The sequence below is a fragment of the Ruegeria sp. YTSC003 genome (assembly GCF_059609785.1).
This window is the reverse complement of the sequence record NZ_JBXWMK010000006.1, coordinates 240,192-267,055: the sequence shown is the minus strand read 5'-3', so window position 1 is coordinate 267,055 and position 26,864 is coordinate 240,192. Positions and strand designations below refer to the sequence as shown.

Below are 26,864 nucleotides of genomic sequence, written 5' to 3'. Positions count from 1 at the left end.
GCAGATCGCCTTGGCCCTGGACAATCTGGAAGCCGTAATCAAAGGCGCCGGCATGGATCTGAGCAATGTCGTCAAGTAGTCAACAATAAGGAGGGCCGATGTCCGCTATGCGGAGAGGCTGTGTGAAAACTCGGGCCCACGAACTCTCTCGTCGCGCTCGTTTTCAGCGCCTGTGCGAATGGTCTCTCATAAGCGCGAGAGAATGCACATAAAAGGAGTTTTCGGCATGTTTCGCCGAACGGTCAGAGTTTTCACACAGCCTCCGGACTAAGCAGTCATTTGTCGATCAAGCGAATACTGTTAGACTTAAATCCATGCGGCCATCCGGGCAACACGTACGCCTAGGCATCATTGTTTTTAGAGGTCATCAATTGAAGAGGCTATTTCCATCCCTTCCCGAGGACGCAACGCTTGGCAGCGTCTTTCAAATGTTTCCGGACAAACTTTCACTCTGGTGCCAGTACGAGAGCCTTGTGATGCGAGGAGCGAGTGAGCTTTCCGCCTCCGAACGAGAGTTAATTGCTGCATACGTTTCCGGGTTGAATGCCTGCTCCTATTGTCACGATGCGCATACTGTATTTGCCCACGCCTACGGCATTGATCCAAAACTGGTTGAAGCGCTGATGGAAAACCTTCATTCAGCGCCCGTCGATCAACGATTCAAGCCCGTCCTGGCTTTTGTAAAAAAGCTCACGCTATCGCCTTCCCGTATGACCGAGGCGGACGCACGGGCAGTCTATGAAGCCGGGTGGTCGGAGAGTGCGTTGTTTGATGCGGTACAGGTTTGTGGTGTGTTCAACTTGGTGAACCGCCTAGTTGAGGGGACAGGTATAAGCAAAGTTGCTCGGGACCCTGAAACGATTGATGGGGAAACCGTCGCAAAGTTGACCAGTACGTCATTCTATACTGACTTCGGCAGGGCCAACGGGCTCGATGTGTGACCAAATGGGTTGGCTTGGGGCTCCGAACCGGAGCTTTGAGAAAACCCAACCGTACGTGATGCGAGTCCAGCAAAGGATGCAAAGTTCGGTAGTGCCGATGGTTCAGAAGTTTATGTCTCTGGTTCCAACCAATGTGCCGCTGTTAAACGGACCTCGTCTGGAATCTCAGCAGCTCTCCGGGTCTCTAGGCTCAATAGAACACATTTGAAAACTGTCTAGAAAGCGATGGTTTCTCCTTCTGACCTGATAAGCTGATGTCTAAATGTCATAGACTTGGAGCCAATCTCGATGACAGATGTCTCCAACCTTATCGCATCACCTGCAGACAGTTCGGCACGAAAGTCGCTTTGTGCGTTGACGACGGCAAATGAAAGTCGTCGACCGTCTCGCATATCATTTGCCGTCAGTCCCATTTCCGATTGGATGGCAAAAACACCGTCTGAGCAAGCAGCAAAGTAACGGGACACGTTCATGTGACCGAGAGAATCACAGTCAGACGGGTCAACTACAGAGCGAAAGGAAATCATCGCTGGCATCAACTCACTCCCAGATATAGTTCGGGGATCATACAGTCCTGGAGGCCTCCGACAAAGATCAGTTCTGGGCTCACAGCAGACATTCGATAGTCAACAATGAGGAACACCGATGTCCGCTGTGCTGGGCAATCCTCTAGTTCAAGAGGTGTTTTCTTATGTTCGAATTGAATCAAAAGTTCAAATCGAGATGTCGCTTCTTTCCCTTGCACACGTCGTCAAAGATCGTCTCTACTTTCTTTTACGACCTCAACAAAAGCGACCGCCGCAGGGGATGGTGTTGCGTGCGGATGCATCGCTAGCCCAATCTTTCGTGTCCTGACTGAATTGAGCGGTTTGCTGACCCAGCCCTCTTTTCCGTTCGTTGGCGGCAAGGCCATCTCGGCCACGACCGAGACGCCTTGATTGCGTGCCACCATGGTCAAAGTACTTAGCATCTGCGATGTCCGATACCGCACATTTGGGCTAAGACGGGACTGCGTGAACAGACGACGGATGATCCGGGCAGAACCAGAACCCGGCATGATGAATGGCATTTCGCACAGTTGCTCCAATCGGATTGAGGATTGCTTGGCCAAAGTATTATCAGCAGCAACCAAGGCGACAAACTGGTCCTGTGCCACAGGCCAGGTCCGGAAGCGTTCATCTGGTAACACGACAAAACCAAGATCAATGCGCCGGTCTTCGATCCAACGGATAATCTCATCGTCAGCGGCTTCTTCAATCAGTACTTCGATACCGGGATGGGCAGCATGAAATGCTTCGAGAAGGCGCGGCAATATCTGCAATGATGACGTTGCACCAAAAGACCCAATGCGCAGTCTGCCGGTCTGCACTCCACGATATTCCGAGGCCTCCTGATGCATAGCGTCGGCTAGCCCAAGAATTTCGCGTGCGCGGGATAGAAGTCGTTCGCCCAACGGGGTCAGTTCGATTGGGGAGACGGTGCGATTAAAAAGCGTGATGCCAAGCTCATCCTCAAGACTCTTGAGGGCATGAGACACTGCGGGCTGACTTATCCCAAGTCGCAATGCAGCAGCCGTAAACCCGCGCGTTTCGGCAAGAGTGACAAAAATATCAAGCTGGCCAAAAGTCATAAGTAAATACTCATTTGACTATAACATAGTATAACTGAAATTCGGCATGGGCAATCCGATGTTTTAGGTGTTTCCATGTCCCAAGCCCTGTCATATCCCATAGCGTCGCAGAGCGCTTTGCTTTGCGTCCGGCTCTCAATGGTGGCCTTCCTGTGGGGCGGCACATTTGTTGCCGGCCGCGTCGTTTCGGGTGAAATGCCCCCTCTGGTCGCGGCAACTGCTCGGTTTGGCCTGGCGTCTCTGGTATTGCTTTATCTTGTCTGGAAAGCGGAAGGTGGTTTGCCCCGCCTCACCTGGCGGCAGAGCGTGTTGATGGGGCTTCTGGGACTGTCCGGCGTCTGCCTTTACAACCTGTTCTTCTTTGCCGCTCTAGCTGAGATGCCAGCTTCGCGAACGGCACTGTTTGTTGCCTTCAATCCGATAGCCGTGGCTCTAGCCGGGGGGCTGATTACGCGACGGCTCCTACCGATTGCGCAAGTTGCCGGGATTTGTGTGGCACTAGCCGGGGCCGTGATCGTGATTAGCGGAGGGGACGTTGCCGGACTGATGACTGACGTCCGGCAGAGTTTTGGGCAGGGAGAATTGTTCATGCTGGCAGCGGTGGGTAGTTGGGTGGGCTATACGCTTCTTGGACGCAAAGCCTTAGGAAGCCTCTCGCCACTGGCGGCAACCACCTGGGCTGCACTAATTGGGTTTGTGTTTCTGGTATTGGGGTTGCCGCTCGCCGGTCCCGTGCAACTGTCGCAATTGCCCACGTTCACCTGCACTTTGGCCATCATCTATCTGGCCATTGGTGGAACAGTCGTGCCATTTGTTTGGTACTATCGGGGGGTACACTCGCTTGGACCTGAGCGTACGGCAGTATTCACCAATCTCGTCCCCGTCTTCGGGGTAGCCCTTGGGGCGGCTATCTTGCGCGAACCGGTTGAGGTTTCCATGCTGGTGGGCGGTGCGCTGGTGATAGCCGGAGTTTCACTCACCAACCGAGGATGACATTATATATGCCAAGAAACAGGCGGCTAGACAGTTTTTCGTAGATTGATTGCTGGCTGTCGCAGCGGACCTCAACGTGTTCAAACATCCGGGGCAATAACGGTAGATCGTTGCTTGGCCGAGGGCCGAAATCTCCCAAAGGGTAATTGGCAGAAGAAACGATCAGATTTGTGTCGCTTCAAAGGGCAGCTTAAATCCCGACGCTTTTCTATGACGAAAGCAATCCCGATAATTTGCTTGCTCCAAACTGCAAGAGCGACAGAAACTGCACTAAACTTTGCATTTCGTGACGCTGGGTTGGCGCGTGAACAGACAATGTTGCCACAAGCCGATTGTGTTTATCCAGGACGGGGACAGCTATTGCGGTCATCCCGGGCATGAATTCCTCGTCGTCCGTTGAGTATCCTTTTTGGGCGATACCCAAGATTTCTGCGCGCAATGCTTCTGGGTCAGTTATTGTTTTTTGGGTGTTCGGGTTCAGCTTACGGGCGGAAAGAAACCCATCCAGCGTGTTTTGACGAAGCGTGGACAGGTACATCTTTCCGCTGGCAGTGCAATGAAACGGAACCTGAGTGCCAATCGGCAATTGAATCCTCAAGGGCCATTCCGTTTCCACCCGGTCCAGATAAATCATTCCTTCCCGATCCGGGATGGCGAGGTTGCAGGTTTCGCCAATTTCGTCGGCGACGCCCCGAAGGATCGCGAGACGAGCAGTTCGAAGATGCTCCGATGACACCGTGTTTACCGAAAGCTCTCGCAACCGTGGTCCGGGTCCATACGATCGGCCATCGAGGTCTCGTTGAAGGAACCCTTCGGCCTCGGCCGTTTGCAGCAACCGATGGACCGTTGGTTTTGCCAGACCCAATGATTCAATCAGGTCTGACGGTTTGACTGCGACACCGCGCCTTGCAACCTCTTCAAGGAGAAATAGCAAACGCAGGTTCGTCGGGATTTGGGTTTCTTTCTCTCGTGTATCTGCGTTTGCCATTCCGCTAAACTCTAGTTGTTTGGCAGAAGTATCAAGGCCAGATCAGGCACCAGAGAAACCAAAATCCATACAGAGAGCAGAGCCACAAGGTACGGAACGGTGTAGCGCAGCAACCGGAAGTACGGCACGCCTGTCACACCTGACGCAACATAGAGGTTCAGACCATAAGGCGGCGTGATAAACCCAATCGATGCACCCACAAGGAAGATCACCGAAAAGTGGATCGGGTCCACACCCACCGACGCAGCAATTGGTGCGAGGATCGGCGCAAGGATAATCGTCACGGGCAAGCTTTCCAGCACCATGCCTGAGAAGAAGACAATGACCATCGATGTGAACAGAACCGCGTAATATCCCCCCATCGAAGTCACGAAATCTCCGATCGTTTGTTGTGCGCCAAGCAACGACAAGATCTGTTGCATGACAACCGAGATCGCAATCAGAGGGGCCAGAATGCCGGTGATCTGGGCCGAACGGATCACGATCGAAGGTATCTCAGGGATCGTAAACCCTTCTACGACGAACATTTCAGCAAAGCTCTTTTCGGTGGGTGAAACATCGTCGCGCGCACCCATTATTCTGTTGATCGGATAACTGACCAATCCGGCGATCACACAGAAGCCAACTGTGACGCCCGCAGCCTCGGTGGGGGAGAATTTGCCAGTATAAATGCCCCAAAGCACAAGCCCGATGGCAAAGAACCCAAGCCAGGCGCCAAAGGCGGTTTTTAGGATCCGGTTCAGTTGCAGCGGGATCAAGTGGCCCCAGCCGTTGATCCGGCAAATGATCCAGCATGCAAACTGCATGCCAAAGACCATCAGCGCGCCAGGCAGGATACCGGCGACAAACAGCTCGGAAATAGGAAGGTTCATCAAGAACCCGTAGACGATAAAGATGATGGATGGCGGGATGATGATCCCGACCGTACCGCCCGCCGCCGCCGTGGCCGCGCTAAAGCGTTCGTCGTAGCCGCCTTTAACCATCTCAGGGTGCAGCATTGAACCGATGGTTGCGGTCGTTGCAGAGTTCGACCCGGAAATCGCCGCAAACAATCCACATGCCCCAAGCGATGCCATAGCCAGCCCGCCGCGTATCCAGCCTAAACAGGAATAGGCAAAATCACTCAGCCGCCGCGCGATCCCCGACTTGTTGATTAGGTCCCCGGTCAGGATGAACAGCGGCATCGCCAACAGGGCGAAGCCTTTGTTGAACACGTTCAGCAGCTCTGCACCCATGTTGTCGAGTGTCAGGCCCAGAACGAATGAGCATCCGATCACCCAGTATCCGATGACAAGCAGTACCGGTACGCCCAACATGAACAGAAACGTCACGCCCAGCGAAATAAGTGTAACTAAAGTTCCGTCTGTCATCAGTCTGCCCCTATCACGGCCTGCTTGATCAGCGGCTCTCCGGTTTTCCAGTTGTGCAAGTCGTCAGCAAGGTTTTGAAACACTCGGCCAACCATCAGAAAGAAGGACACGGGCGCGGCCAACAGAAACCACCACTGCATGATGTTGTCTGTCCCAAGCACGATCTGGAAGTTCGAGGCCGACAGCGCCACGAGGCGTGTTGTGGTCACGATGACGATTACTGCAAAGATGAACCACAAAATGGCATCCAAAAACAAACACGCCAGTTGACCGCCGCGTGGCATCGCGGTGCGAAACTCGCTGAAGCTAAGATGCGTGCGCAAGCGGACATTATAGGACGCACCAAACCAGGCCATTATCATGAACAGAAGCGGAGGAATGGTGGTGGACCAGGGTTCCTGATCGTTGAAGACAAAGCGATCAATCACACCCCAGAAGATGATCAACGCAATGGCCAGATAGGAATAGACCATGATCGACCGTTCGAAGTGGCGTTCAACAAAGGGCACTTTGCGATAGATCAGCATCACGAGAAAACCGCCGAGCGCAGCGGCAACAGTGCCGACAACCCAGGCGGCGTCAGATTCCAATGCGGATTGGATTTCGAATGAATCGCGAGTGAGCAAGGCGCTGAAAATTGCCCCGATATCTGCCCAAAATGACATGAACCCCGTCCTCCCAGTCGGTGTTTAGAGAAACCGGCCCACGAGGGGCCGGTTCGAAATGTTAGATCAGGCCGCGCCTTTCCACCAACGGCGGGGCTCAACGTTTTCGGGCAGTGTGTCTGCCGGAATTTCGCGCGCGATGTCGTAGATTTCCTGATAGGTGTCGATGCCACCTGCCCATTTGTTCAGTCGCTCACGCCACTGCGCCCATGGTTCAGGATTGAAGTTCGGCGCGCACATCTCTTCGGCCAGCTTGATCTGATCGTCAGCCAGGAACGCCGCACGAACACCGTTTTCGGCAAAGATCGTGTTGGGCAGCTGCGGATCCGAGAAACCGACCGTGTTCAGCAGTGCAGCTTCGTTCGCACCCTGAATAAGGGCCTGTGTGAAATAGGACGATTCCATAACGGCGTCCTGCAGCTCTCCACCTAGTCCGTCGAACACCTTGGCTGACATCGACGTGTGTTCGGTTCCGCAGAAGAACTTGAGGTTCACAGATTGGGAAACGACCGGAGCCATGTTCGCGTATGCAACGGCTGATGCCCAGGTCTCCGCCCCGTCAATCAGGCCGGTTTTTAGGGCATCCAGGGTTTCTTCCCACGCCACCGGTACCGGATTCAGGTTCAGTAGCTGCATGGCGATCCGGCCTAGCTGTGTCCCTGTCACACGGTTCTTTGTCCCGAACAGTTCTTCCAGTTTGGTGACTGTAGGTTTGTCAGAGAAGGTCGAGCCCATTTGCAGGCCGCGCAGTTCACAATGGGTGAACAGGAACTTCAGCCCGTGGCGCTTTTCGAGGGGGTCTCGCAGAATGCGCTGGCTTTCGGGACTGTAGAAGAAATGATATTGGGCCGCCCTGCTGGGGAACATATAGGCATAGTCCAGCACGTTCAGATATGGCGCACCGCCCGCAGAGTTCTGGGTCGACGCCGCATAGATGTCGACGATTCCCTGCTGCGTCTTCTCAACACAACTCAGCTGTCCGCAGATCTGGTTGTCGCCAATGAACTCGATCCGAATCTCACCGTCTGTGCGTTCTTCCAGATCTCGGGCGAATTCGATGGCCCCTGCCCGTTCGATCAGCAGGTTGCGCGTATTGAAACCTGATGCACCGAATTTCAGCGTGTGCTTGGGTTCTTTCGAGAACCTTTTTTCATAAGTTGATTCTGCAGCTTGCGCCAAATTGGCCAAACTCATTGCGCCGCCAAAGCCACCCGCTGCCAGCAGCGTTGAACTCATGCCATAGCGCCCGGCTACACGGAAAAAATCCCGCCGTGAGACACCGCTTAGTTTCTTACCGATCTCCATTGCTTACCTCCCTGATCGCAATTATTGAGACGTTTTGTATCAAAAAATGCTAGTATAGTTCCAGCAATTTGCATAGTGTTTTTTTCAGTTACCTTGGGAGGAGACCGTCATGGAGGTGGATTATGCAGTCGTCGGAGCAGGCTCTTCGGGCTGTGTCATTGCCAATCGGCTAAGCGCTGACCCCAGCACAACAGTGGCATTGTTGGAAGCTGGCGGACCTGACACCAACCCGTGGATTCACATACCGGTTGGATACTTCAAAACCATGCATAACCCTTCATTGGATTGGTGTTACCGCACTGAACCAGATCCGGGTTTGAATGGACGCTCGATCGATTGGCCGCGCGGAAAGGTCCTTGGTGGATCATCCTCGTTGAACGGGCTTTTATATGTTCGCGGTCAGAAAGAGGACTATGACCGCTGGCGTCAGATGGGCAACGTTGGCTGGGGATGGGATGACGTCTTGCCTCTGTTCAAACGCAGCGAGGATCAGGAACGCGGCGAAGACGCGTTTCACGGTACGGGCGGCCCGCTGTCGGTATCCAACATGCGCATTCAGCGACCAATCTGTGACGCCTGGGTCGCCGCCGCCCAAGAGGCGGGTTACCCGTTTAATCCTGACTACAACGGGGCCGATCAGGAAGGCGTTGGCTACTTTCAACTGACCACTCGTAATGGTCGTCGTTGCAGTGCCGCCGTTGCATACCTCAAACCGATCAGGAACAGGCCGAACCTGAACATCATTACCCGAGCATTGGTGACCAAGGTCGAACTGGACGGAAAAAAAGCAACCGGACTTCTTTATCGCGACCGGTCGGGTGAAGTGAAGTTGATCAAAGTGCGCCGCGAAATCATCTTGTCCGGTGGTGCCATCAACTCACCTCAGATTTTGATGTTATCAGGCATCGGAGATCCAGATCATCTGAAGGCCAACGGCATTGAACCCGTTCACTCGCTACCCGGCGTCGGCAAAGGGCTGCAGGATCACTTGCAGGCACGCCTGGTTTTCAAATGCAACGAGCCAACGCTGAATGATGAAGTGCGTAGCCTGTTCAATCAGGCGCGGATCGCGCTGAAATACGCACTATTCCGGGCCGGACCCATGACAATGGCGGCCAGCCTGGCCACCGGATTTCTGAAAACCCGCCCCGAAGTTCAGACTCCTGACATTCAATTCCACGTTCAACCCTGGTCTGCCGACAGCCCCGGAGAGGGCGTGCACCCGTTTTCAGCCTTCACAATGTCCGTCTGTCAGCTGAGGCCGGAAAGCCGCGGAGAACTGCGTCTGGATGGCCCCGATCCGGCCAGTTACGTCAAGATCATTCCAAACTATTTGTCGACGGAAACTGATTGCACAACGATCGTCGACGGCGTGAACATCGCGCGGGACATCGCCCGGCATAATCCACTGGCTTCTAAGATTTCTGAAGAGTTCCGACCAACCTCGGATCTATCGCGCGATGACTATGAAGGCACTCTAAATTGGGCGCGCTCGAATTCTGTCTCAATTTATCACCCGACAGGCACCTGCGCGATGGGCACCTCGGAAAGCTCTGTTGTGGACCCAAACCTGAAGGTCAAAGGGATCGAAAATCTGCGCGTCGCCGATTGCTCAATCATGCCGGAAATCGTCAGCGGCAATACCAATGCGCCAGCGATTATGATCGGAGAAAAAGCCAGTGAGTTGCTAAGCGCAAACAAGTGAGTTTTGGGCACTACGTATCGTTATGCCGGTCCGACATAGGTAAGTTCCGCAAGTTGGGACACGTCGCAGAAATTGGCACAAACACGCACGTTGATCGCGGTACAACGAAAGTCTGCTTTGAATCGTTTAGCTATACGGATCAAAAAGCGGCTTACTTGTTGGACAGAAATACAGAGATGGCATTGAGAATGCCAAGGTCGGCCTTTTGACCAATATGATTGGAAAGTTAGTCACGCTGTACTGCTCAAGATCGACGACAATGGGTAATGGCTGTCTGCAACCGGCTGAGACTTATTTCTTTGGGCCGCGACCGTAGGAAAAGAGCGCGGTTGGAATGTAACAGTTTTTGAAACAAAAGCTGGTGAAACCGAGTTGCGGAATTTCGAGTTTCCTTAACAAGATCAGTATCTGAAATGAGTGAGTTATCGCTGAAGTCAGATTGCAAAATTGATATCGCACAAACTTTACGGTAGGGATGACTACAATAATTGAATGAGGTCTGCAGGTGTCGGGAACCCATCCATCTCCGACTGGTCTCATAAAAAAATTTCCAACAGTCCGGACTATCGAGGGCTGAGGCTTCCGTAAACGTTGCACTCATTTTGACGACGATCCGCAAACATCGTTCAGCTTTGCTTTACTTGGTTTTTTGAAGCCCAGTTCCCAACCAGCATCAGATTGAGTGCCGGAACCAATGGGACATTTGACCTTTGGATATGGCTTCGCTCTCACCGGTTTTTCGCCTCGTTGATAGGTCCGGAGGCAATAAGAAGTAGAGTATTGTCATGTCTGGCATGGTTCGTGTTCTCGGCCGCGTAGAGATACAAGCTCAAGGTGGTGAAAACCTACCAATTACCAGTATCCGCTCGAAAGAGCTGATTGCGGCCTTGGGGAACCGCCCGGGGCATCCGGTTGAGCGCCGTCAGGTGATGTCCTGGATCTGGCCTGACAAGGATCCAGACAAAGCACGGCGCGCGTTGAACACCGAGGTCTGGCGCCTGAAGAAAGTAGTGGAAACGGCAGGTACTGACCCTTCTGCGCTTATTGATTCAACACCTCGAACACTGACTTTGCGCAATGATGCCGGCTATATCGTTGATATCGACATGCTGGCCCAGGGCGGGAACACTGCGCTTGAGAGTCTTCTTGCAGGTGAAATCCAGATCGGGCGTTTTGCAGAAGGGGTGGAAGCTGAATGGGTAGAAGAGTTGCGCCACGAGACGCAGGCGCGGATATTCAGGTTTCTGAAAAAGACGATCGAGGCCGCGTTGGAAACCAATCGACTGGCAGAGGCTCGATGGGTCGCAGAGAAGTTCCAGCGCGACAATCCCTATGACGAGGCCGCGACGCGCTGGCTGATGAAGATTGACATGATGTCTGGCCAGAATGGCAACGCGATCCAGCATTTCAACATACTCAAAACCGTTCTGAGCGATGAGCTTGGTGTCGTCCCGTCACCGGATACGGTGGCTTTGGCGCAAAAGCTTCAATCGGCAGATCTACCGGTGCCCAGGCCAGGTTTCAGGTTTGAGCCGGCAACTGATCCGCGCATCAGAGCGGCCTTGCGGCGCGTTGATGCGCTCCACGGGTTGGTGAGCGAGTTACGGCTAGAGTTGTCAGCGTTGACAGACGAGTTAGACCGCTTGGACGAGTGAAACTGCCCTAGCATACTTTCCAAGCCTCTTTTGCTGCGAGATATCGCCCCCCACTCACAAACTAAACAACGTCGTCCCGAAGTCGCCAGTGTTGAGGCGATGCAGGCCAGTCCCGAAAAGGCTGATCTACCTGCTCTGAATGCCTGTGCCAGCGGCCGTGTCCTTTTTTCCGCCCAGCTCCTTCGCTCCCACTAAGGTTTTTTCTCAAACCTCCTTTTGTGATCGTTTGCTTGATTGCGTCGTGATTGGCCTGTGATTGCGCCATGCAATGTCTGGGAAGAACGGCAAATGCTGCGCAAGAGAGCAAGGATGATCAACATGTCCCGCGATGCACGAAACCGGTTTTGGAATGCACCGGCTGAAGACGATTTTGAAGACTTCTTTGACGAAGAGTTCGCGCCAGAGTTTATCGATGCTGATAGCGCGTTCCCGGAGGAAATGGAAAGCGACGCCGAGTGGGGCGCGATTTTCGACGCAGGCTTCTCGCCGGAAGATGTCGCGCGCGAGGCTTTTGCCGAGATTGCTGATGCCCACGACACTGAGGTCAACGAGTTTCTTTTTCAGATGACCGAAGGCATGAGCCCCGAAGAACTGGAGAGCTTTTGGCGGGGCCTGGCCCGGTTCGGGCGCAAGGCGCTCAAGGTTGCGGCACCAGTCGTACGCACCGTCGCCCCGGTGGTTGGCACAGCGATCGGCGGCCCGATCGGCGGTGCTGTTGGTGGATTGCTTGGTCAGGGCGTAGGCGCACTTGCCGGGCAGCTCGGATCGCGTGGGCGGTCCAGACGTGGGCGCAGACGGCCTTCGCGGCGTGGGCGTTCGGTGATGACGCGCAGACCTGCGCGTGGTCGAGTCCGTCGCGCACGTCCCAGAAGACGCGGACGCCGCAGAGCAGGGTTGGCATCGATCGGTCAGCAGGCAGGAGCCATTCTACGAAATCCACAGATTCAGTCGATTTTGGCGGGCCTCATTGGCGGGCGCTCGCGCGAAGTCGTAGGCCGTTCGGGCGAGACGATGTCTGGACCCGTTGCAATCGCAGGGCTTATTGAAGGGTTGACCGAGGCGCTAAGCGAAGCAGAAGCCGCTGGAATCGACCTTGATGATTTTTCCGCAGATTTCGAAGCGGAGGATTTCGAAAGCGCTGCAGATGCATTTGCGCTTTTGGTGGAAATGATTGGAATTGACGAGGACGCCGGCGAGCGTGCCGGCCCCTGCCCCGAGACCGGTGAAGCCATTTGCCGGTGCAACACATGACCGCGCTCAACGAAATACTGCTAAAGGCGCTGACGAGTTCGGGTGAGATCGACCAGGCAGAGATTCTGGCGCATCTCACCGGGGCTGCTCAGGCAGAACAGCCTCACGAAACGCCTGCAGCTATTGATCTTGATGCTTGGCGCGAAGAGGCTGCCCGATCCGAGAAGGTGATCGAAAGCATGAGTGCACAGCTCGACATGCTGGCCTGTGCCTTAGGCGCGTGCCCGTCATGTTGGGGCGACAGCGAAGACTGCGAAGACTGTGGCGGGCAAGGTGCCGGAAGCCCCGGCACATTCCTACCCGACCCTGATTGTTTCAGGGCTTTGATTGTCCCGGTTCTCGAAGTGATGGTGGACCAAGGAAACCGTCGCCGCCGTCCCAGACGGCGTGCGAGGCGGCGTCCTTCGCCTCACGTCTCCGACAAGGTGGCGCATCCATTGACCATAGACGCCACGGTCATTCAACAGAAGGAAAGGTCTGACCCATGAGCTCATCAGGATTGATGGAACAGGACGATCTTTTGCGATTTGCGCTCGCTCAGAGCCAAGTCGCGGAGTTCGACGACGATGATGATGAAGATTTCGACGATGATGACGAAATGTTCGAGTTCGACGACGACGATGATGAAGATTTCGACGACGATGACGAAATGTTCGAGTTCGACGACGACGATGATGAAGACACCGACATGCTGGACATGGCTGATGACTTCGAAAGCGACGGCGAGGACTTTCCTGAACGCCGTCGCCGCCGTCGCCGCCGCCGTCGCTCCTTCCGTCGCCCGCGATTTCGCAGGTTCAGCCGCCGGCGTCGCATGGGCAAGGTCAAGGGGTCACGCTCGACCACAATGCGTGGGCGAAATGGCCGCCGCATGCGGGTGCGCTTTGGCAAGAGCTTTGCCACATCGGCAGAGGTAAACAAGCTGATCGCTTCTACCAACAAACGGTTTGCAGCCGCCATGAAGGAGCGAAAGGCGAACCACAACGCTCTATCCAAGCGAATAGCGTCTGCCACGAAGAACTTAGACGGCAAGGTTTCGTCGCTGCGCAAGTCGGTCAAGACACTTGAGCGGCAAGCCCAGACTTCCAGCCTCTTGGGGCTGTTAGGTGGTGCACCAAAGGCCGAAAAGATCAAGCTTTCGGGTGCAGCGGCAGGGGCTCTTGCTGGTCAGGAGATCGATGCCGAGATCACGTTCAAGAAGCAGGACATCCTGTTGCCGATCCTGGCTTCCGGCGCGTTTGGCAAGTCAGGCGGCGGGGATGACACGCTGATGTACGCCCTTCTCTTGGGCCGGAACTAAGGGGGTGAACAAATGCGACAGAAAGCACTACTGAATATCGTAGCCACACGCGATCTGATCCCGGATCTAACGACCGAGGCATTTCTGGCCTCCCGTGATGGGGTGCTCGGTGTCATGGGGCTCCAGCGTATCGCAGAAAGCCACGCCGAAGTGACCAAGGCGCGCGACACCGCCCTTGGAGAGGCTTCCAAATGGTACAAGGCATTGGAGAATGGCGTGAGGCTGCTTGAGCAGATGCCCGGTGGCACAGCGGTCACGCCAGCTCAGGTAGATGCGCTTGTTCAGCGGCTCGCTGAAACAGTGGCGCTGGATCCCGACAAACGGCCTGACGGTGTTGGAGATCCAGACGACGACGATCCTCAAAACCCACCTGCTGGTGGCCCCGGAGATTTATCCAATCCCGATCCTGATTGATTATCAAATGCTTTCAGACAGGGCGGCGCTGTCGCCCTGTCTTTCTTTTACGCAGGAGGACCGGCCATGTGCGGGTGTCAGTTGATACGTCTGGAGGATGTTAAACCGGTTGCACGGCACAAGCCCCTGAAACCTGGTGACTTCGGCGGGCCTTTGAAATCGTCGCCGCCAGTGCCCAAACCGCTTCCAAAAGGTCGGTTCTTTAGCTCGGGAAAATTGCCCAGGCCGCGCGCGACGATCGAGGCAGTGGCCACCGCTTTTCGTGCGCGAGAGGCCTTCGCGCGGGTGATGCAGCTTTTTCGTCAGCACAAGATCGAAAACGATGATGTTGACCAGGTGGCCCGCGCCATTTTGGCGGTGCCCGAGATGAGCCGCGACGAGATTGCAAAGACTCTTGGTGTTTCGGTCGATCAGATCGAAGAACTAAGCGCGGGCCTGAAAGCCCACGAAACTGCACTTCATGACGCATTAAAGAGTTTGCGAGCGTCAGAGCATCAGTTGACGACGATTAAAGGGATAGGCCCGAAAATTGCCAAACGGCTTCGGGAACATGGTGTCAAAGACTTGCGCCATCTCGCAGGCATGGACGATGCCGCTGTCGAGGCATTGGATCGGGATATCGATGCGCCCACTCAGGCCAAGAGCTGGCGCAACGAAGCACAGCAGATCCTCGAGGAACCCTAGCCATGGACCCGGCGCTGCGTGAACTTCTGGGCAGCGGGCGGCGGCGCGACAGCGTCGAGGCGATCCTCCGCCTGCACCCTGGAGCCAAAGTGCCAGAGAAATGGGTCAGACCGGTGACACGGTTCGGCGACATTCTGACGGTTCGGCTCAGGCGCGGCGACATTTTCCAAGTTTGGTCGCACCCATCGGTAAAATCACTGAAAGCAGCGCGTGTCTTTGGGCAAAGTCGAGAGACACCTCCAACGCCTGAGGTGTTTTCGCGTACGCGCGCGCCCACCCGTCAGGCCCACCCGCGCCACCGTGGGCAAGGTGTTGTGCTTGGAGTGATCGATTGGGGGTTTGATATTGCTCATCCGGCCTTTCGAGACGCCGCAGGTCAAAGTCGGGTACTGGCATTGTGGGATCAACGTGAACCGTCGCGCGGCGTGCAGCCGAAGCCATACGGATACGGTCGCGTCATTACCCGGCGAGAGATCGACCGAGCACTTACAACGTCTCGGCCCTATGAACGCCTTGACTACCATCCCGGTGACGCGGATCGGGGGCGGGGCGCGCATGGAACGCACGTTGCGGATATTGCTGGCGGTTCGCCGCGTTCAGATGGTGAAGGCGGATTGGCCCCAGAGGCTGATCTGGTGTTCGTACATCTCTCGGCGGCGCGTCTGGGCGGGCTTTCAGATCTTGGAAATTCTGCGCGGATCATCGAAGCGGTGGATTTCATTCGTCGCCTGAGCCGGGGGAGAGGTTGCGTCATTAACATGAGCCTCGGTCGACAGGGAGGAGCAAAGAACGGCACCAGCCTGGTGGAACGTGCACTTGATGCCTTTGTCACTGAGCGGGACGATGCAGCTATTGTGCAATCTGCAGGCAATTATTTCCTGGCCAATTGTCATGCCGCAGGAGTGCTGCCTCCGGGCCATATGCGCTGGATCGGGTGGGATATTTCCCGTCACGACCCAACCGACAATGAGATGGAGATTTTTTATTCGGCGCGCGACCGGATGCGTGTAAGTCTGCGGCCGCCAGGACAAGAGGCGATTACGGTCCCCTTGGGTGACACACGCAGCCTTCGCGACGTATTTGGGCGCGAAATTGCACGGGTTTATCATCGCGCGCTTGAGCCGAACTCGGGTGATCATCACTGCGATATTTTTGTCTACGCGAATGCACCCGGCGGGCGCTGGACAGTGGAAATCAGCGCGGATGTCGTAACCGACGGGCGCTATGACGTCTGGATCGAGCGGGACGGCTCTGGCCCGCGCCGTCAGTCCCGATTGGCCCCCGGCGAGGCCGATCAGACCTGCACCATCGGGTCGATCGCTTCGGGCTACCACTCAATCGTAGTCGGCGCCGCGCAGCAAGGCCGGGTGGGCGCTCGGCCTGCGCGTTTTGCCTCGGCTGGTCCCACCCGCGATGGCCGGACAAAGCCGGACGTTGTGGCACCTGGTGTGGCGGTGCGGGCCGCCCGCAATACACCGCTTGGCGAATCCCACCCGCGACCACGTCATACCCATATGTCTGGCGCAAGCCAGGCTGCCCCGTTTGTCGCGGGTCTTTTGGCAGCCTGTTTATCGGCTGCTGGCCCGGGGCAAGGCATTCACGATTTACGCAGAATGATCATTGGTACCGCCCGCCCGCAAGCGGCGCACAAGCTGGTTGACCGTCTGCGTCTGGGTGCGGGTCTGGTCGATCCGCAAACCGCGCTTCGTGTTGCTGAGCACAGTTCCTCACACCCCATAAGAGACAGAGGATTGGTACGATGAAATATGACAGAAGTTCATTCGGACATCGCAGACGCACCTATCGGCGCGGACGAATGGGAACTGCTGAGGCCGGTGGCCATGCTCATCATGGGGGGCACTCCATGACCTTTTGGGTTGATCCCAATCTTATGCGAGACAGGCCAGCGGAAGTGCGTGGATTTGAAGAATCCGGGCCACGCCAATTTACCCATTCGCGATTCAGAAACGATAGCTTTCTGACCCAGGTCCTGAATGGTCGACGTACCATGCGACGTGGGGCACGAGGCGCGTCTGTTCGCAAGGTACAGCAAGCGCTGATCGATCTTGGTTTCCAACTTAGGTTCGGCGCAGATGGTGATTTCGGGCGCGAAACAGATCGAACTGTCCGGGCTTTCCAGACAAATGTCAGAGCGCACAATTCCAGCTTCCTTGTCGATGGAATCGTGGGCGAGAATACCATTGCGGCCCTTGATGCGGCAATCAATCGCTTGCGGTTGCGAAAGGATGTCACTGCGCTGACCGCGACGGAGCAGGCCGCACTTGCTGGAGCGCTTCAGGCGCTGAATGCTGCGGATGAACGCAGGCAGTTCGTCGTTGACCATGCAAGGAGGGCTATCCATGGAAACGCAGGGTTCCTGCCCTGGCACAGGCAGTTCATCCTGAATTTTGAAAGCCGTCTGCGCCGCTATGATGACCGCGTGTCGCTGCCTTACTGGAACTGGTTCACTGACCCCGGGCAACGCGGAGGTGTGCGTATGTGGAACCGCGCGATGGAGCGCATATTGGGTGGCGATGGAGATCGGACCAGACCGGGGAATCGCCGCATCGGCTTTCCTGTCGTGTCAGGACCAATTGGGAGTGGATGGTCAAGCTTCACCGCGACTGGATCAGTCGATGAACCTTTTCTGCGAAGGGTATTTGGGGAACATCGCGGACGACCAAGCGGAGGCGTAACCCGCGCCCGTGTGATGCGGGAAAGAGTGTACGACGTGACGCCATTCGACTCGAGCGACCGACGCGGCTTTCGGCATGTTCTTGAATTTGGCCCGCATGGCGCCGGGCATATGTGGACCGGCGGGCAAATGGCCGATATCACACTGTCGCCAAATGACCCGGCGTTCTTCTTCCATCACTGCATGGTGGACAAAGTCTGGGCGGACTGGCAAGCGGGGAAACCGGCGGCTGCGGGCTATTTACCCAATACTCCTGTGGGTTCGGTGCCGGGGCGGAACACTTCTATGGAGGTGTTTGAAACCAATCGGCCAAGCCCTGGCAGCGTGACGCCTGCAGCGACACTGGATCTCACCAACCAAAGCGATAATCTGGGAAATACAGGGCTCTTGGTTCGGTACGTGTGAAAGCCGCATTGAGTTCTTGGATTATGTATTGGAGGCGAATGGCAACCCGCTATGCCCGGTGCACCAAAACCTTCTTTTCTGCTATCGCTCTCGCGGCAACCGTCATCTATTGGGCATGACGATTGATCGTAGTACGTCGAATGTGTCTTGAGTTCAGGATGCTGCACCGTGGGCCAACGTTCGACATGGAAACAAAAGCATGGGTCCAAGCCTCCAGTTGAACCCTGCCGCCTCTTCGGACACGCCCCACAGCTTTGTTATGACCGCTTATTCGTCAGCGTGGGGATGCAGAGTGCCTTTACCCTCTTGAAATCAAGCCGGAAAGCGATGCGGTGCGATTTAGCTTTTTTGATTTCGTTGCATATTCAGTAACCGATGAAATGTTTGCTCAACATTGCGATCATGAAGATTCTGAGGGTGATTGGCTTCAAATCTTTTCGAAGTCGTTCTTCATAGAATTTGTGGAACGAAGTACTTGGGCGACGCCAGAATTCCCCGGCAAATTGACACACTATCAGATCAATACACTTGATCACACGATTAACATCGCAACGCGCTACTCTCCTGAAATTCTCAAATTTGCACATTGAGGCAAGGTAAGTTCGGACCCGGTGCAGACGTTCACCAAATTTCGCTCACCATCTGATTTGCGGGCAACGTTGTTTGGCGTACCAGCGGCGCGGTTACCAGATCGACCGTCGCCTATTACAATCCAATTTTGGCTGTACAAATTCGGGCGGGCCGAATTCCTAGGACAGTTTGGAGTTTTTTTGCTACCCTAGCTTATTGTCACTGCACTTGGCTTTGCGTGGGGGCGCTGGTCTATTGAAAAAACCAATTTTTACAGCAGCGGTCATTTTGAGTACATTTTGTCCGCTTAGTTCAGATGATGTAGCGGCGGAAACCGCAGAAGAAGTTGAGACGGGCAACCGACTAGCAGCGGTGTTGCGAGCCGGTAGAAGTGTCGTGTCGAACAGTCAGGACCTAATCAACAATCCGGATGTCACGGACAAAGGGCTGTCCGGTGAAGTGTTTTACGAGAAAGTTATTGAGGCCTACTCGGAGGCTAACGGTGAACCACCGCTGCATGATGGGCTGGACCCACTAGAGCGTAAACTTACAGAAACGCAGCTGGACGCTATGGTCACGGTAATCGACGCAAACCAAGAGATAATAAATGCCGAGGGAGTGGCATTTAAAGGATTTATTCCAGCCGTATTTGCGCGGCTGGTAAATGAACAGTTCGCAGATGAAATTGGCACGTCTGCTGTGGTCAAGGTAACGGCGCCCTCGGAACTTGTCCGCAATCGCATGGCCCGTCCGGATTCCTGGGAAAACGCGATCATCGAGGAAAAGTTCAAGGACTCCTCTTGGGCCGAAGGGCAGCCATTTTTCGAAGAAACTGACGTTTCAGGAACACCCGCTTTCCGTATGCTGATCCCCGAATACTACTCTGAGTCCTGTCTTTCATGCCACGGATCGCCAGCGGGTGAAACGGATGTGACCGGTTTCCCAAAGGAAGGTGGGCAACTTGGGGATCTGGCAGGTGCAATCAGCATAACCCTTTTTAGATGAAACAAGATTCTGGTTTGAGTAACAATTGGAAGTGGGTGTCCGAAAACACTATTCCGGTGCGCATTGGGTCACTGTCAGCGCTATTGTTAACCGCTTTGGTCGTGAGCACCATTGTGATGGTCTACGATCTGGCGCGTAACCAAGCCCGCATACAAGACGCAAATACTGAGTTTCACCGGCTGGAAGTAGCTGGCCAGGCCGACCGTCATTTTGGCGAGATGAGGTATTGGCTGACGGATCTTTCTGTCAGTTTACTGACCCTTTCGGAGCGGCGCGCCAACGAAGCAAGGACGATGCTCAATAGCAGCCTCGAACAGCTCGCCGCTTTTGCACCAAAGTCCGCAGCCAGTGTACAAGAGCAGGCAAACTCCTACTACGAAACTTCTATGCAAGCAGCCGATGCTTACACAGATGGTAACCGGGTGCTGGGAAACACTCTACTGGCACAGGCCCGAGTGGCCAGTGATGCCGTCGACAAGACGTTGACGCAATTGGTCGATGACCTATCTGAAAGCGCCGACCGAACCAGAAATGAAGCAACGGTTGCCGCCAAGGCTGCGATGAACCGAGCGATCATTGCGTGTGTCGTCATTGTGATATTGGGAGCGCTTCTTACGTGGCGCGCTCTGAGGTCGATCGTTGTGCCGCTGCATGCAATCAACATCGCGATTTCAGGACTGATCCGGGGTGAACGGGATGTTACTCTGCCGCCCGAAGGCCCTGATGAGCTGGGCCGGATGTCCCAAGCGCTAAGAGCGCTTCGCGACAGCCAGGACAAACGGCGCGAACTAGAAGAAGAAGCGCGTGCGCAGCGCAATACGATTCTGACAGCAATTGAAACAATTCCAGACGGATTTGCGTTGTTCGACAACGAAGACCAACTCATACTCTTCAATGACCGGTTCCGCAGCATTTTTGCACATGTAGACGACATACTTGGGCCGGGCACGCGGTTCGAGGATATCTTGCGGCTGCAACTGGAACGAAAATCGGTTGATACCGATGGTGTGCCTGACGAAGAGTGGATTAGCAGCCGGCTTGCACGACATCGCAGGCCTGACGGAGATCGCCAAGAAGTCTTGCTGGGTGGCGCATGGATTCAGGTGTCAAAACGCCAGACCCCCGACGGGGGCACGGTCGCTGTTTACAGCGATATTTCTGACCTTAAGTCCAAACAGGAACAACTTGAAGAAGCCAACGCGCAGGCGATCGCTGCCAGCTCTGCAAAAAGCCAGTTCCTGGCTTCCATGAGCCACGAGTTGCGCACTCCTTTGAACGCGATCATCGGTTATAGCGAAATGCTGTCCGAGGATGCGCAGGACATGGGATTCGAGACTGCGACGGATGACCTGGAGAAGATCATGGCATCCGGGCGACATCTGCTCTCGCTCATCAATGACGTTCTTGATCTGTCCAAGATCGAAGCGGGCAAAATGGAAATGTACCCGGAACGCTTCGCACTGCGGCCCTTGTTGGACGAAGTCGCGTCGACCGTGGTTCCCTTGGTGAGCAAGAACAGAAATGAACTGGTTCTCTCTTGTGATCTCGCAGACACTGACGAGATCGAAACTGATAAAACCAAGCTCCGGCAGAACCTTTTCAACCTGTTGTCCAACGCGGCGAAGTTCACCGAAGGTGGTAAGATTGAGCTTCTCGTCTCTAAACTCCGGAAAAATGATACAGATTTCTTTCGATTTGCGGTGCGAGATCAAGGTATCGGAATGACGCCGCAGCAACGCGACAAGCTGTTCCAAGCGTTCGTGCAAGCTGATCAGTCTACTACGCGGAATTTCGGAGGCACAGGGCTAGGGCTCGCCATTGCGCAGGAATTTACGCGTATGATGGGCGGGCATATTACTGTCGATAGCAAAGAGGGTGTTGGATCGACCTTCTCTTTCGAAATCCCAGCCCGCTACGATACCATTTCTACGTCGACTAACGAATACAGCGAAACGTCACCGGACACTGCTTTGGGCCGCGTTCTGATAGTGGATGATGAAGAAGACGCACGGAACGCGGTGGCAAAAATCGTGCGCGAGGAGGGGTATGATGTCTTGCTGGCATCGAACGCAGCGGCGGGCATGGAAATCGCGCGCTCGCAAAAGCCTGACGTCATTCTTCTGGACGTTATCATGCCTGAACGCGACGGCTGGTCTATGTTGAAGGAACTCAAGGCAGACTCGAAGCTGTGCGAAACGCCCGTTGTCCTAGCCACGATTGTCGCGGATCGCGACATGGGCCTTGCCTTCGGAGCGATCGAACACCTAATTAAACCAATTGATCCAGCGCGGCTGATCGCAACGTTGGATGCTATCGCCTCCGGACGCGACAAGGACGTGCTGATCGTTGACGACGATATGTCAACGCGAAACCTGTTTCGCCGCATCCTAACGCGCAACGGATGGACGATACGCGAGGCGGCAGACGGTCACGGCGCGCTCAGCCAATTGAAATCCAAAAGACCGACACTGATGGTATTGGACATTATGATGCCGAATGTGGACGGTTTCGATGTTCTCAAAACGGTTCGCACAACTGATGAGCTTGCAGATTTGCCGGTTATCGTAGCCACGTCCAAGGACCTGACGCGGGACGAACTGGATTGGTTGAAAGCCCATTCAGATGAGGTCATCCGCAAAGGAGATACCGGTCGAGGTGATCTGATTGCGGCACTGAAACGCCAGTTACAAGATTATTCATAAGTCGGAAAGATTAAGGCGATGGCAAAGATACTTATTGTGGAAGACAACGATATGAACCTCGATATGCTGTCGCGCCGGCTGCAGAGAAAAGGCTACGAAACCGTATCTGCCCGCGATGGTCAGGCCGGCGTTGAACAAGCCCTATCGGATAAACCGGATCTGATTTTAATGGACATGAGCCTGCCCGTAATCGACGGGTGGGAGGCGACCAGACAGATAAAAGCAAACCCAGATACAAACGCTATCCCAGTTGTCGCTTTGACCGCCCATGCGATGCAGAGTGATCGTGACAAGGCCATGGATGCCGGTTGCGACGAATTCTATACCAAACCGATCGAACTGCCCGGGTTGCTGGAAATTATTGAAAAACTGCTGGACGGGTAGCGCGGCATGGTTTCAGAGACCCGAAAAGACAAGTTGGCATTAGCCACCCGCATTTCCCAGAACCTCAATGGGCCGTCAGAAGCGATTGTTGGGTTTCATAATCTGCTGATCGAGGAAGTACGCAGATCAGGACCAGAGGCTGCGCTAGAGGATTTGCAAAAGATTGGCGCCGCCGCCAGCAACCTTGTTCAGTTGGTCGAACTGTTAGGGAAAAGTGCGCACCAAGTCACCGCCGACAAAGACGCGCAGGCAAAATTACGGCATGATTTACGCTCTCCGATCAATGCGATCATTGGGTATTCGGAAATGGTTCTGGATGATTTCGAGGCAGATCTGAAGCCTTCCGCTTGCAGCGACATAAACGCGATCCTGAGCGAAGCGCGCAAGCTGGCGCTACAGATCGACAGCACCATCAGTGATGCAGACATTCAGAATAACGCTGAGGACAGTGACCGGGATCAGGAAATTGCGGCCAACCTTGAACGCAGCCTTGCGAACTCTGATGCCGGTCGCGAAGCCCTGACCGGACGTATCTTGGTGATTGATGACGAGGCGGCCAATCGGGAAATCCTGACCAGGTTACTAGAGCGCAGAGGGCATAGTGTGCGGTCCGTCGGCTCGGCCAGGGAAACTTTTGAGGCACTAAACCGCGAGGGTTTCGACCTTGTTCTGTTGGATATTCTTATGCCAGAGGTGAATGGCATCGATGTCCTCGAAAATATGAAAAAAGATTCGTCTTGGCGCGAAATACCCGTAGTCATGGTTTCCGGTCTTAACGAGACCGACGCAATCGCCAAGTGCATTAGTGTCGGCGCCGAGGACTATTTGCCAAAACCTATCGACCCAGTGTTGCTGCATGCGCGCGTCGATGCCTGCATGGAACGCAGCCGCTGGCGCGCTAAGGAATTGGCGCTCGCAAATGAGATAAAATACGAACGTGACAGGGCAGACAAATTGCTACACTCGATGCTGCCCGCGCCAGTTATCAAACGCCTAAACGATGGTGAGACGAACATCGCTGATCGCTTCGCTGGCGCAACCATAATATTCGCGGATATCGTAGAATTCACTCCGCTGGTTGCCCGCATGGACGCTGGTGACTTAATCCGGGAATTGTCAAAATTGTTTACTGCATTTGATGACCTGGCAACCCTGCACGGCATCGAAAAAATCAAGACAATTGGAGACGCCTATATGGCGGCATCGGGGATCCCCGTGCGACGCGAAGACCACGCGCTGGCGGCAGTAGGCTTTGCACGTGACATCCTAAGGAAGATGTCTGACAGCACAGTAAGCAGCGCGGGGCTGCAAATCCGCATAGGTGTCCATACCGGACCAGTCATTGCCGGTCTGATCGGGCGAAAACGGTCAATTTATGATGTATGGGGAGAAACCGTGAACCTTGCCAGCCGTCTCGAGGCCACAGGCAGGTCGGGGCACATCCACATCTCTGCCCAAACCAAAGATGCGCTGGGTGACCATTTGCCCAACGCGGAAGCGCAAACTCATTTTGTCAAAGGAGTGGGTGAGATAACATCCTACTTCGTATCCTAAGGCTTGTAATGCAGCATTGCGTCCTAATCGTTTCGGCGGTTTGATAGTTGAAAACGTCGAATTGGAACTTCGCCGTTCGGCCCAATTTGTGCTGCTAAAATGGGATGATTGCGGTCCAAAACCCTATACTCAGTATCCACTGAATACCGTTAGGCTTCATTATCCCCGCTTCGAATTTCGAGCGGTGAACATGACTGATCCTGCGATCCGCCTTACCCGCCCACAACGACAACCCGACAGTGACGCGAGACACTTTCACTGAATGCTTCCTCACCCCTGAGGCCCGCTTTGAGTCCAAACTAACGGCTTCTACGGTGTGAACGAATTGGCGCAAACCATTACGATTCAGACATTCAAACCTTTAGCCCTGGCCGGGAGAACACCCACTGTTAAAATGATACAGTTCCATTTATTCGCCGCATTTCTGCGCGTCAGTTCAGGGCGCTCCAGGTACCCCAAGTTTTTGTACTTTTCAGCGATGTATTGCCATCCATTCACCCGAATTTTTCGACCTCTATTATCCGTTCTTATTAGTTCCATTTGTTGCGCCGACGATCCCGGTATTCTGACGTACATCTTGCGCAACGAAATTTTTCGTCTACTCGATCGTCAGTTTCCCACTGTCGGAAGTTGTAGATGTTGGGCAAGACGCTGCCATGCCCGTTCAGCATGCTCGGACTGCGCCTCGCGGAGACGTACCAGGCGAATGATCAGAAGTTGCGACGGTAAGACGTCGTCGATCCGCACCAACCGCCCTTGTGAAAGGTGTTCGACAATCAAGGAGTGCGGCAGCCAGGCAACCCCAATATCCGTTAGCACGAGTTGCAACACCGCCAGTGTCAGGGCGGTTTCGGCGACCATTGACACGGTGGTGTCCTTGGGCAGGCGCGGATTGATCATCCGGGCGAAAACCTGCCCCAAAAAGACCTCTGACGGGTAGCTAATCGTTGGAAGAACCGCTGAATTGGCCTTGTTGCGGCCGTACGGCGTTGCGACCGGGATCAAAAGGTCCGTTCCAAGATCCACCGTTTCAAAGGCATTAACCGGTACGGGTGCATCATCACCCGGAAGCGCATACATGATCGCAAAATCGACCTCTCTGGAGATCAAATGCATCAGACATTCATCCTGGTTGCCCGAACGCACCCGTGTCAAAACGTTACCATCCGTACTCAACGCCAGAACCACCTGCGGCGACACTGTGGTGGTCAGCGCATGCTGGCAGACAAAACCCAGTGATTTCGAAGCCTGATCGCTGGCGGTCTGCATGGTTTGGCGCAATTTGTGCATTCTTGCACTGAGATCACGTAACTCGGGCTCAAGCGCCCGTACGCCGGGCAACAGGGTAACCGGTTTGCGGCGGCGATCAAACAGTGCCGCGCCTATGCTGTCTTCAATGAGCCGCACCCGGCGAGTAAAGGCCGACTGCGTCAGAAACCGTTTTTCTGCCGCACGCGCCAAGGAGCCGCCATCAAGCACAGCTAAGATATCGTCTATCCATTCAAGCCGCATGGAACACAGATAGAGCAACCCACAATAACTTGCAATTCTTGCAATATATGGTCGGTATTTCGCATTAGGAGCCGCAATTTTAGACCGATATGTTGAGGAAAGCCAAAATTAGGAGTCTTCTTATGCATCTCGCCCGCTTTCCCCGGCTGCATCTTGCCCATCTGCCCACACCGCTTGAGCCGATGAAACGGCTTTCCAAAGAGTTGGGTTGTGAAATCTGGATCAAACGCGACGATTGCACCGGCATGTCAACGGGCGGCAACAAGACCCGAAAGCTTGAATTCCTAATGGCCGAGGCCGAGAAACAGGGCGCCGACATGGTGATGACGCAAGGCGCGACCCAGACAAATCATGGCCGGCAGACCGCTGCTTTCGCGGCCAAACTGGGTTTTGATTGTCATATCCTACTCGAAGACAGGACTGGCTATCAGGACGGGAACTACAACACCAACGGCAACGTCCTGTTGGATCACCTGCATGGTGCCACAACCGAGAAGTTTCCCGGTGGTCACAACATGGTTGAAGAAATGCAGAAGGCCGCCGAGAAGAAGCGTGCCGAAGGACGCAACGTTTACGTTATCCCTGGCGGTGGCTCAAACCCGACTGGTGCGCTTGGTTACGTAAATGCAGCCTTCGAACTTTTGTCTCAGGCTAATGAGCGGGGTCTTCGGATTGATCGGCTTGTACATGCGACAGGGTCTTCAGGCACTCAGGCCGGGCTGGTCACGGGCATGTGCGCGATGAATTCCATGGTTCCTGTTCTGGGCATAGGCACGCGGGCACCGCAAGCCAAACAGGAACAGATGGTTTATGATCTTGCCTGCAAAACAGCAGAAAAGCTGAGCTGCGCCGGCATCGTCAAGCGTGAAGACGTGATGGCCAATACCGATTATGTTGGCGAAGGCTACGGGTTGCCGACGGAAAGCGGCATTGAGGCGATCCGGATGTTCGCCGAGTTGGAAGGCATACTGCTTGACCCCTGCTATTCGGCTAAGGGCGCAGCGGGCCTAATCGACCTTGCTCGCAAGGGAGAATTCAAGGATCAGCGGGTTGTATTCCTTCATACCGGTGGCGCGGCGGCCCTGGGCGGCTACGAATTTGCCTTCGACCACGCAAATCGCTGGGTTCATATCTAA

General features: G+C 54.7%; 23 protein-coding genes and 1 pseudogene. 17 read left to right on the top strand and 7 right to left on the bottom strand.

Annotated features, from left to right (window positions below; all coding sequences use genetic code 11):
* Positions 1–428 precede the first annotated feature (428 nt).
* Positions 429–941 carry a carboxymuconolactone decarboxylase family protein gene (locus tag AC2FFH_RS13715; RefSeq protein WP_496767320.1) on the top strand — a complete coding sequence of 171 codons (513 nt, stop codon included), beginning with the start codon at positions 429–431 and terminating at the stop codon, positions 939–941.
* A 215-nt stretch (positions 942–1,156) separates the two neighbouring features.
* Here AC2FFH_RS13715 and AC2FFH_RS13710 read toward each other — a convergent pair whose 3' ends face one another.
* Entirely contained in the window at positions 1,157–1,477 is a 321-nt protein-coding gene (locus AC2FFH_RS13710) for an acyl-CoA thioesterase (RefSeq protein ID WP_496844605.1), read from the bottom strand.
* 215 nt (positions 1,478–1,692) lie between these two features.
* On the bottom strand, positions 1,693–2,571 hold the full coding sequence (locus AC2FFH_RS13705; RefSeq protein ID WP_496844603.1) for a LysR family transcriptional regulator: 879 nt from the start codon (positions 2,569–2,571) through the stop codon (positions 1,693–1,695).
* A 75-nt stretch (positions 2,572–2,646) separates the two neighbouring features.
* Here AC2FFH_RS13705 and AC2FFH_RS13700 point away from each other — a divergent pair, with 75 nt between their 5' ends.
* Positions 2,647–3,564 (top strand): DMT family transporter, encoded by a 918-nt coding sequence (locus tag AC2FFH_RS13700; protein ID WP_496844602.1) that lies wholly within the window; start codon positions 2,647–2,649, stop codon positions 3,562–3,564.
* A 208-nt stretch (positions 3,565–3,772) separates the two neighbouring features.
* Here AC2FFH_RS13700 and AC2FFH_RS13695 read toward each other — a convergent pair whose 3' ends face one another.
* From AC2FFH_RS13695 to AC2FFH_RS13680, 4 genes are all read right to left on the bottom strand, one after another.
* Positions 3,773–4,552, bottom strand: coding sequence for an IclR family transcriptional regulator (locus AC2FFH_RS13695; RefSeq protein ID WP_496739001.1), 780 nt, complete (start codon positions 4,550–4,552; stop codon positions 3,773–3,775).
* A gap of 11 nt (positions 4,553–4,563) precedes the next feature.
* Entirely contained in the window at positions 4,564–5,922 is a 1,359-nt protein-coding gene (locus tag AC2FFH_RS13690) for a TRAP transporter large permease (RefSeq protein WP_170561336.1), read from the bottom strand.
* Complete coding sequence (locus tag AC2FFH_RS13685) at positions 5,922–6,587, bottom strand: TRAP transporter small permease (RefSeq protein WP_496725939.1); 666 nt, start codon at positions 6,585–6,587, stop codon at positions 5,922–5,924. The genes AC2FFH_RS13690 and AC2FFH_RS13685 overlap by 1 nt, the downstream gene beginning before the upstream one ends.
* A gap of 66 nt (positions 6,588–6,653) precedes the next feature.
* Positions 6,654–7,892, bottom strand: a complete 1,239-nt coding sequence (locus AC2FFH_RS13680; RefSeq protein ID WP_496725938.1) for a TRAP transporter substrate-binding protein — start codon at positions 7,890–7,892, stop codon at positions 6,654–6,656.
* 109 nt (positions 7,893–8,001) lie between these two features.
* On the opposite strand from AC2FFH_RS13680, the gene AC2FFH_RS13675 reads away from it, so the two are divergent.
* From AC2FFH_RS13675 to AC2FFH_RS13610, 14 genes and pseudogenes are all read left to right on the top strand, one after another.
* The gene (locus AC2FFH_RS13675; protein ID WP_496767328.1) at positions 8,002–9,597 is read left to right on the top strand and encodes a GMC family oxidoreductase; all 1,596 of its coding nucleotides are present in this window, start codon (positions 8,002–8,004) and stop codon (positions 9,595–9,597) included.
* Between the two features lie 785 nt (positions 9,598–10,382).
* Positions 10,383–11,252, top strand: coding sequence for an AfsR/SARP family transcriptional regulator (locus tag AC2FFH_RS13670; protein WP_496767329.1), 870 nt, complete (start codon positions 10,383–10,385; stop codon positions 11,250–11,252).
* Positions 11,253–11,570: 318 nt separating this feature from the next.
* Positions 11,571–12,503, top strand: coding sequence for a hypothetical protein (locus AC2FFH_RS13665; RefSeq protein ID WP_496844600.1), 933 nt, complete (start codon positions 11,571–11,573; stop codon positions 12,501–12,503).
* Positions 12,500–12,991 (top strand): hypothetical protein, encoded by a 492-nt coding sequence (locus AC2FFH_RS13660; protein ID WP_496725934.1) that lies wholly within the window; start codon positions 12,500–12,502, stop codon positions 12,989–12,991. Before AC2FFH_RS13665 ends, AC2FFH_RS13660 begins: the two co-directional genes overlap by 4 nt.
* Positions 12,988–13,803: a hypothetical protein gene (locus tag AC2FFH_RS13655; RefSeq protein WP_496725933.1), complete on the top strand. Its 816-nt coding sequence runs from the start codon at positions 12,988–12,990 to the stop codon at positions 13,801–13,803. Before AC2FFH_RS13660 ends, AC2FFH_RS13655 begins: the two co-directional genes overlap by 4 nt.
* A 12-nt stretch (positions 13,804–13,815) precedes the next feature.
* Positions 13,816–14,217, top strand: a complete 402-nt coding sequence (locus tag AC2FFH_RS13650) for a hypothetical protein (protein WP_496767340.1) — start codon at positions 13,816–13,818, stop codon at positions 14,215–14,217.
* A 171-nt stretch (positions 14,218–14,388) separates the two neighbouring features.
* A complete protein-coding gene (locus AC2FFH_RS13645; RefSeq protein WP_496844599.1) occupies positions 14,389–14,901 on the top strand; it encodes a helix-hairpin-helix domain-containing protein in 513 nt (170 codons plus the stop codon).
* A gap of 2 nt (positions 14,902–14,903) precedes the next feature.
* Positions 14,904–16,664 carry a S8 family serine peptidase gene (locus AC2FFH_RS13640; RefSeq protein ID WP_496767344.1) on the top strand — a complete coding sequence of 587 codons (1,761 nt, stop codon included), beginning with the start codon at positions 14,904–14,906 and terminating at the stop codon, positions 16,662–16,664.
* Positions 16,665–16,765: 101 nt separating this feature from the next.
* Positions 16,766–18,001 carry a tyrosinase family protein gene (locus tag AC2FFH_RS13635; RefSeq protein ID WP_496844598.1) on the top strand — a complete coding sequence of 412 codons (1,236 nt, stop codon included), beginning with the start codon at positions 16,766–16,768 and terminating at the stop codon, positions 17,999–18,001.
* Positions 18,002–18,030: 29 nt separating this feature from the next.
* A pseudogene (locus AC2FFH_RS13630) lies at positions 18,031–18,120 on the top strand (IS5/IS1182 family transposase); the annotation flags it as partial.
* Positions 18,121–18,826: 706 nt separating this feature from the next.
* The gene (locus AC2FFH_RS13625) at positions 18,827–19,576 is read left to right on the top strand and encodes a Tll0287-like domain-containing protein (RefSeq protein ID WP_496725928.1); all 750 of its coding nucleotides are present in this window, start codon (positions 18,827–18,829) and stop codon (positions 19,574–19,576) included.
* A 101-nt stretch (positions 19,577–19,677) separates the two neighbouring features.
* Positions 19,678–22,278: a response regulator gene (locus AC2FFH_RS13620; RefSeq protein WP_496844597.1), complete on the top strand. Its 2,601-nt coding sequence runs from the start codon at positions 19,678–19,680 to the stop codon at positions 22,276–22,278.
* Between the two features lie 18 nt (positions 22,279–22,296).
* Positions 22,297–22,662 (top strand): response regulator, encoded by a 366-nt coding sequence (locus AC2FFH_RS13615; protein ID WP_496725926.1) that lies wholly within the window; start codon positions 22,297–22,299, stop codon positions 22,660–22,662.
* A 6-nt stretch (positions 22,663–22,668) separates the two neighbouring features.
* Positions 22,669–24,216 (top strand): adenylate/guanylate cyclase domain-containing protein, encoded by a 1,548-nt coding sequence (locus AC2FFH_RS13610; RefSeq protein ID WP_496767350.1) that lies wholly within the window; start codon positions 22,669–22,671, stop codon positions 24,214–24,216.
* A gap of 609 nt (positions 24,217–24,825) precedes the next feature.
* On the opposite strand, the gene AC2FFH_RS13605 is transcribed toward AC2FFH_RS13610, so the two are convergent.
* Positions 24,826–25,728, bottom strand: a complete 903-nt coding sequence (locus AC2FFH_RS13605) for a LysR family transcriptional regulator (protein WP_496844596.1) — start codon at positions 25,726–25,728, stop codon at positions 24,826–24,828.
* A gap of 122 nt (positions 25,729–25,850) precedes the next feature.
* Here AC2FFH_RS13605 and cuyA point away from each other — a divergent pair, with 122 nt between their 5' ends.
* Complete coding sequence (gene cuyA, locus AC2FFH_RS13600) at positions 25,851–26,864, top strand: D-cysteate sulfo-lyase (RefSeq protein WP_496767354.1); 1,014 nt, start codon at positions 25,851–25,853, stop codon at positions 26,862–26,864.

What these genes read in the sequence shown, in the direction of transcription:
- AC2FFH_RS13715 (WP_496767320.1), top strand. Translation starts at nt 429, where the DNA reads ATGTTTCCGGACAAACTTTCACTCTGGTGCCAGTACGAGAGCCTTGTG.
- AC2FFH_RS13710 (WP_496844605.1), bottom strand. Translation starts at nt 1,477, where the DNA reads ATGCCAGCGATGATTTCCTTTCGCTCTGTAGTTGACCCGTCTGACTGT.
- AC2FFH_RS13705 (WP_496844603.1), bottom strand. Translation starts at nt 2,571, where the DNA reads ATGACTTTTGGCCAGCTTGATATTTTTGTCACTCTTGCCGAAACGCGC.
- AC2FFH_RS13700 (WP_496844602.1), top strand. Translation starts at nt 2,647, where the DNA reads ATGTCCCAAGCCCTGTCATATCCCATAGCGTCGCAGAGCGCTTTGCTT.
- AC2FFH_RS13695 (WP_496739001.1), bottom strand. Translation starts at nt 4,552, where the DNA reads ATGGCAAACGCAGATACACGAGAGAAAGAAACCCAAATCCCGACGAAC.
- AC2FFH_RS13690 (WP_170561336.1), bottom strand. Translation starts at nt 5,922, where the DNA reads ATGACAGACGGAACTTTAGTTACACTTATTTCGCTGGGCGTGACGTTT.
- AC2FFH_RS13685 (WP_496725939.1), bottom strand. Translation starts at nt 6,587, where the DNA reads ATGTCATTTTGGGCAGATATCGGGGCAATTTTCAGCGCCTTGCTCACT.
- AC2FFH_RS13680 (WP_496725938.1), bottom strand. Translation starts at nt 7,892, where the DNA reads ATGGAGATCGGTAAGAAACTAAGCGGTGTCTCACGGCGGGATTTTTTC.
- AC2FFH_RS13675 (WP_496767328.1), top strand. Translation starts at nt 8,002, where the DNA reads ATGGAGGTGGATTATGCAGTCGTCGGAGCAGGCTCTTCGGGCTGTGTC.
- AC2FFH_RS13670 (WP_496767329.1), top strand. Translation starts at nt 10,383, where the DNA reads ATGTCTGGCATGGTTCGTGTTCTCGGCCGCGTAGAGATACAAGCTCAA.
- AC2FFH_RS13665 (WP_496844600.1), top strand. Translation starts at nt 11,571, where the DNA reads ATGTCCCGCGATGCACGAAACCGGTTTTGGAATGCACCGGCTGAAGAC.
- AC2FFH_RS13660 (WP_496725934.1), top strand. Translation starts at nt 12,500, where the DNA reads ATGACCGCGCTCAACGAAATACTGCTAAAGGCGCTGACGAGTTCGGGT.
- AC2FFH_RS13655 (WP_496725933.1), top strand. Translation starts at nt 12,988, where the DNA reads ATGAGCTCATCAGGATTGATGGAACAGGACGATCTTTTGCGATTTGCG.
- AC2FFH_RS13650 (WP_496767340.1), top strand. Translation starts at nt 13,816, where the DNA reads ATGCGACAGAAAGCACTACTGAATATCGTAGCCACACGCGATCTGATC.
- AC2FFH_RS13640 (WP_496767344.1), top strand. Translation starts at nt 14,904, where the DNA reads ATGGACCCGGCGCTGCGTGAACTTCTGGGCAGCGGGCGGCGGCGCGAC.
- AC2FFH_RS13635 (WP_496844598.1), top strand. Translation starts at nt 16,766, where the DNA reads ATGACCTTTTGGGTTGATCCCAATCTTATGCGAGACAGGCCAGCGGAA.
- AC2FFH_RS13615 (WP_496725926.1), top strand. Translation starts at nt 22,297, where the DNA reads ATGGCAAAGATACTTATTGTGGAAGACAACGATATGAACCTCGATATG.
- AC2FFH_RS13610 (WP_496767350.1), top strand. Translation starts at nt 22,669, where the DNA reads ATGGTTTCAGAGACCCGAAAAGACAAGTTGGCATTAGCCACCCGCATT.
- AC2FFH_RS13605 (WP_496844596.1), bottom strand. Translation starts at nt 25,728, where the DNA reads ATGCGGCTTGAATGGATAGACGATATCTTAGCTGTGCTTGATGGCGGC.
- cuyA (WP_496767354.1), top strand. Translation starts at nt 25,851, where the DNA reads ATGCATCTCGCCCGCTTTCCCCGGCTGCATCTTGCCCATCTGCCCACA.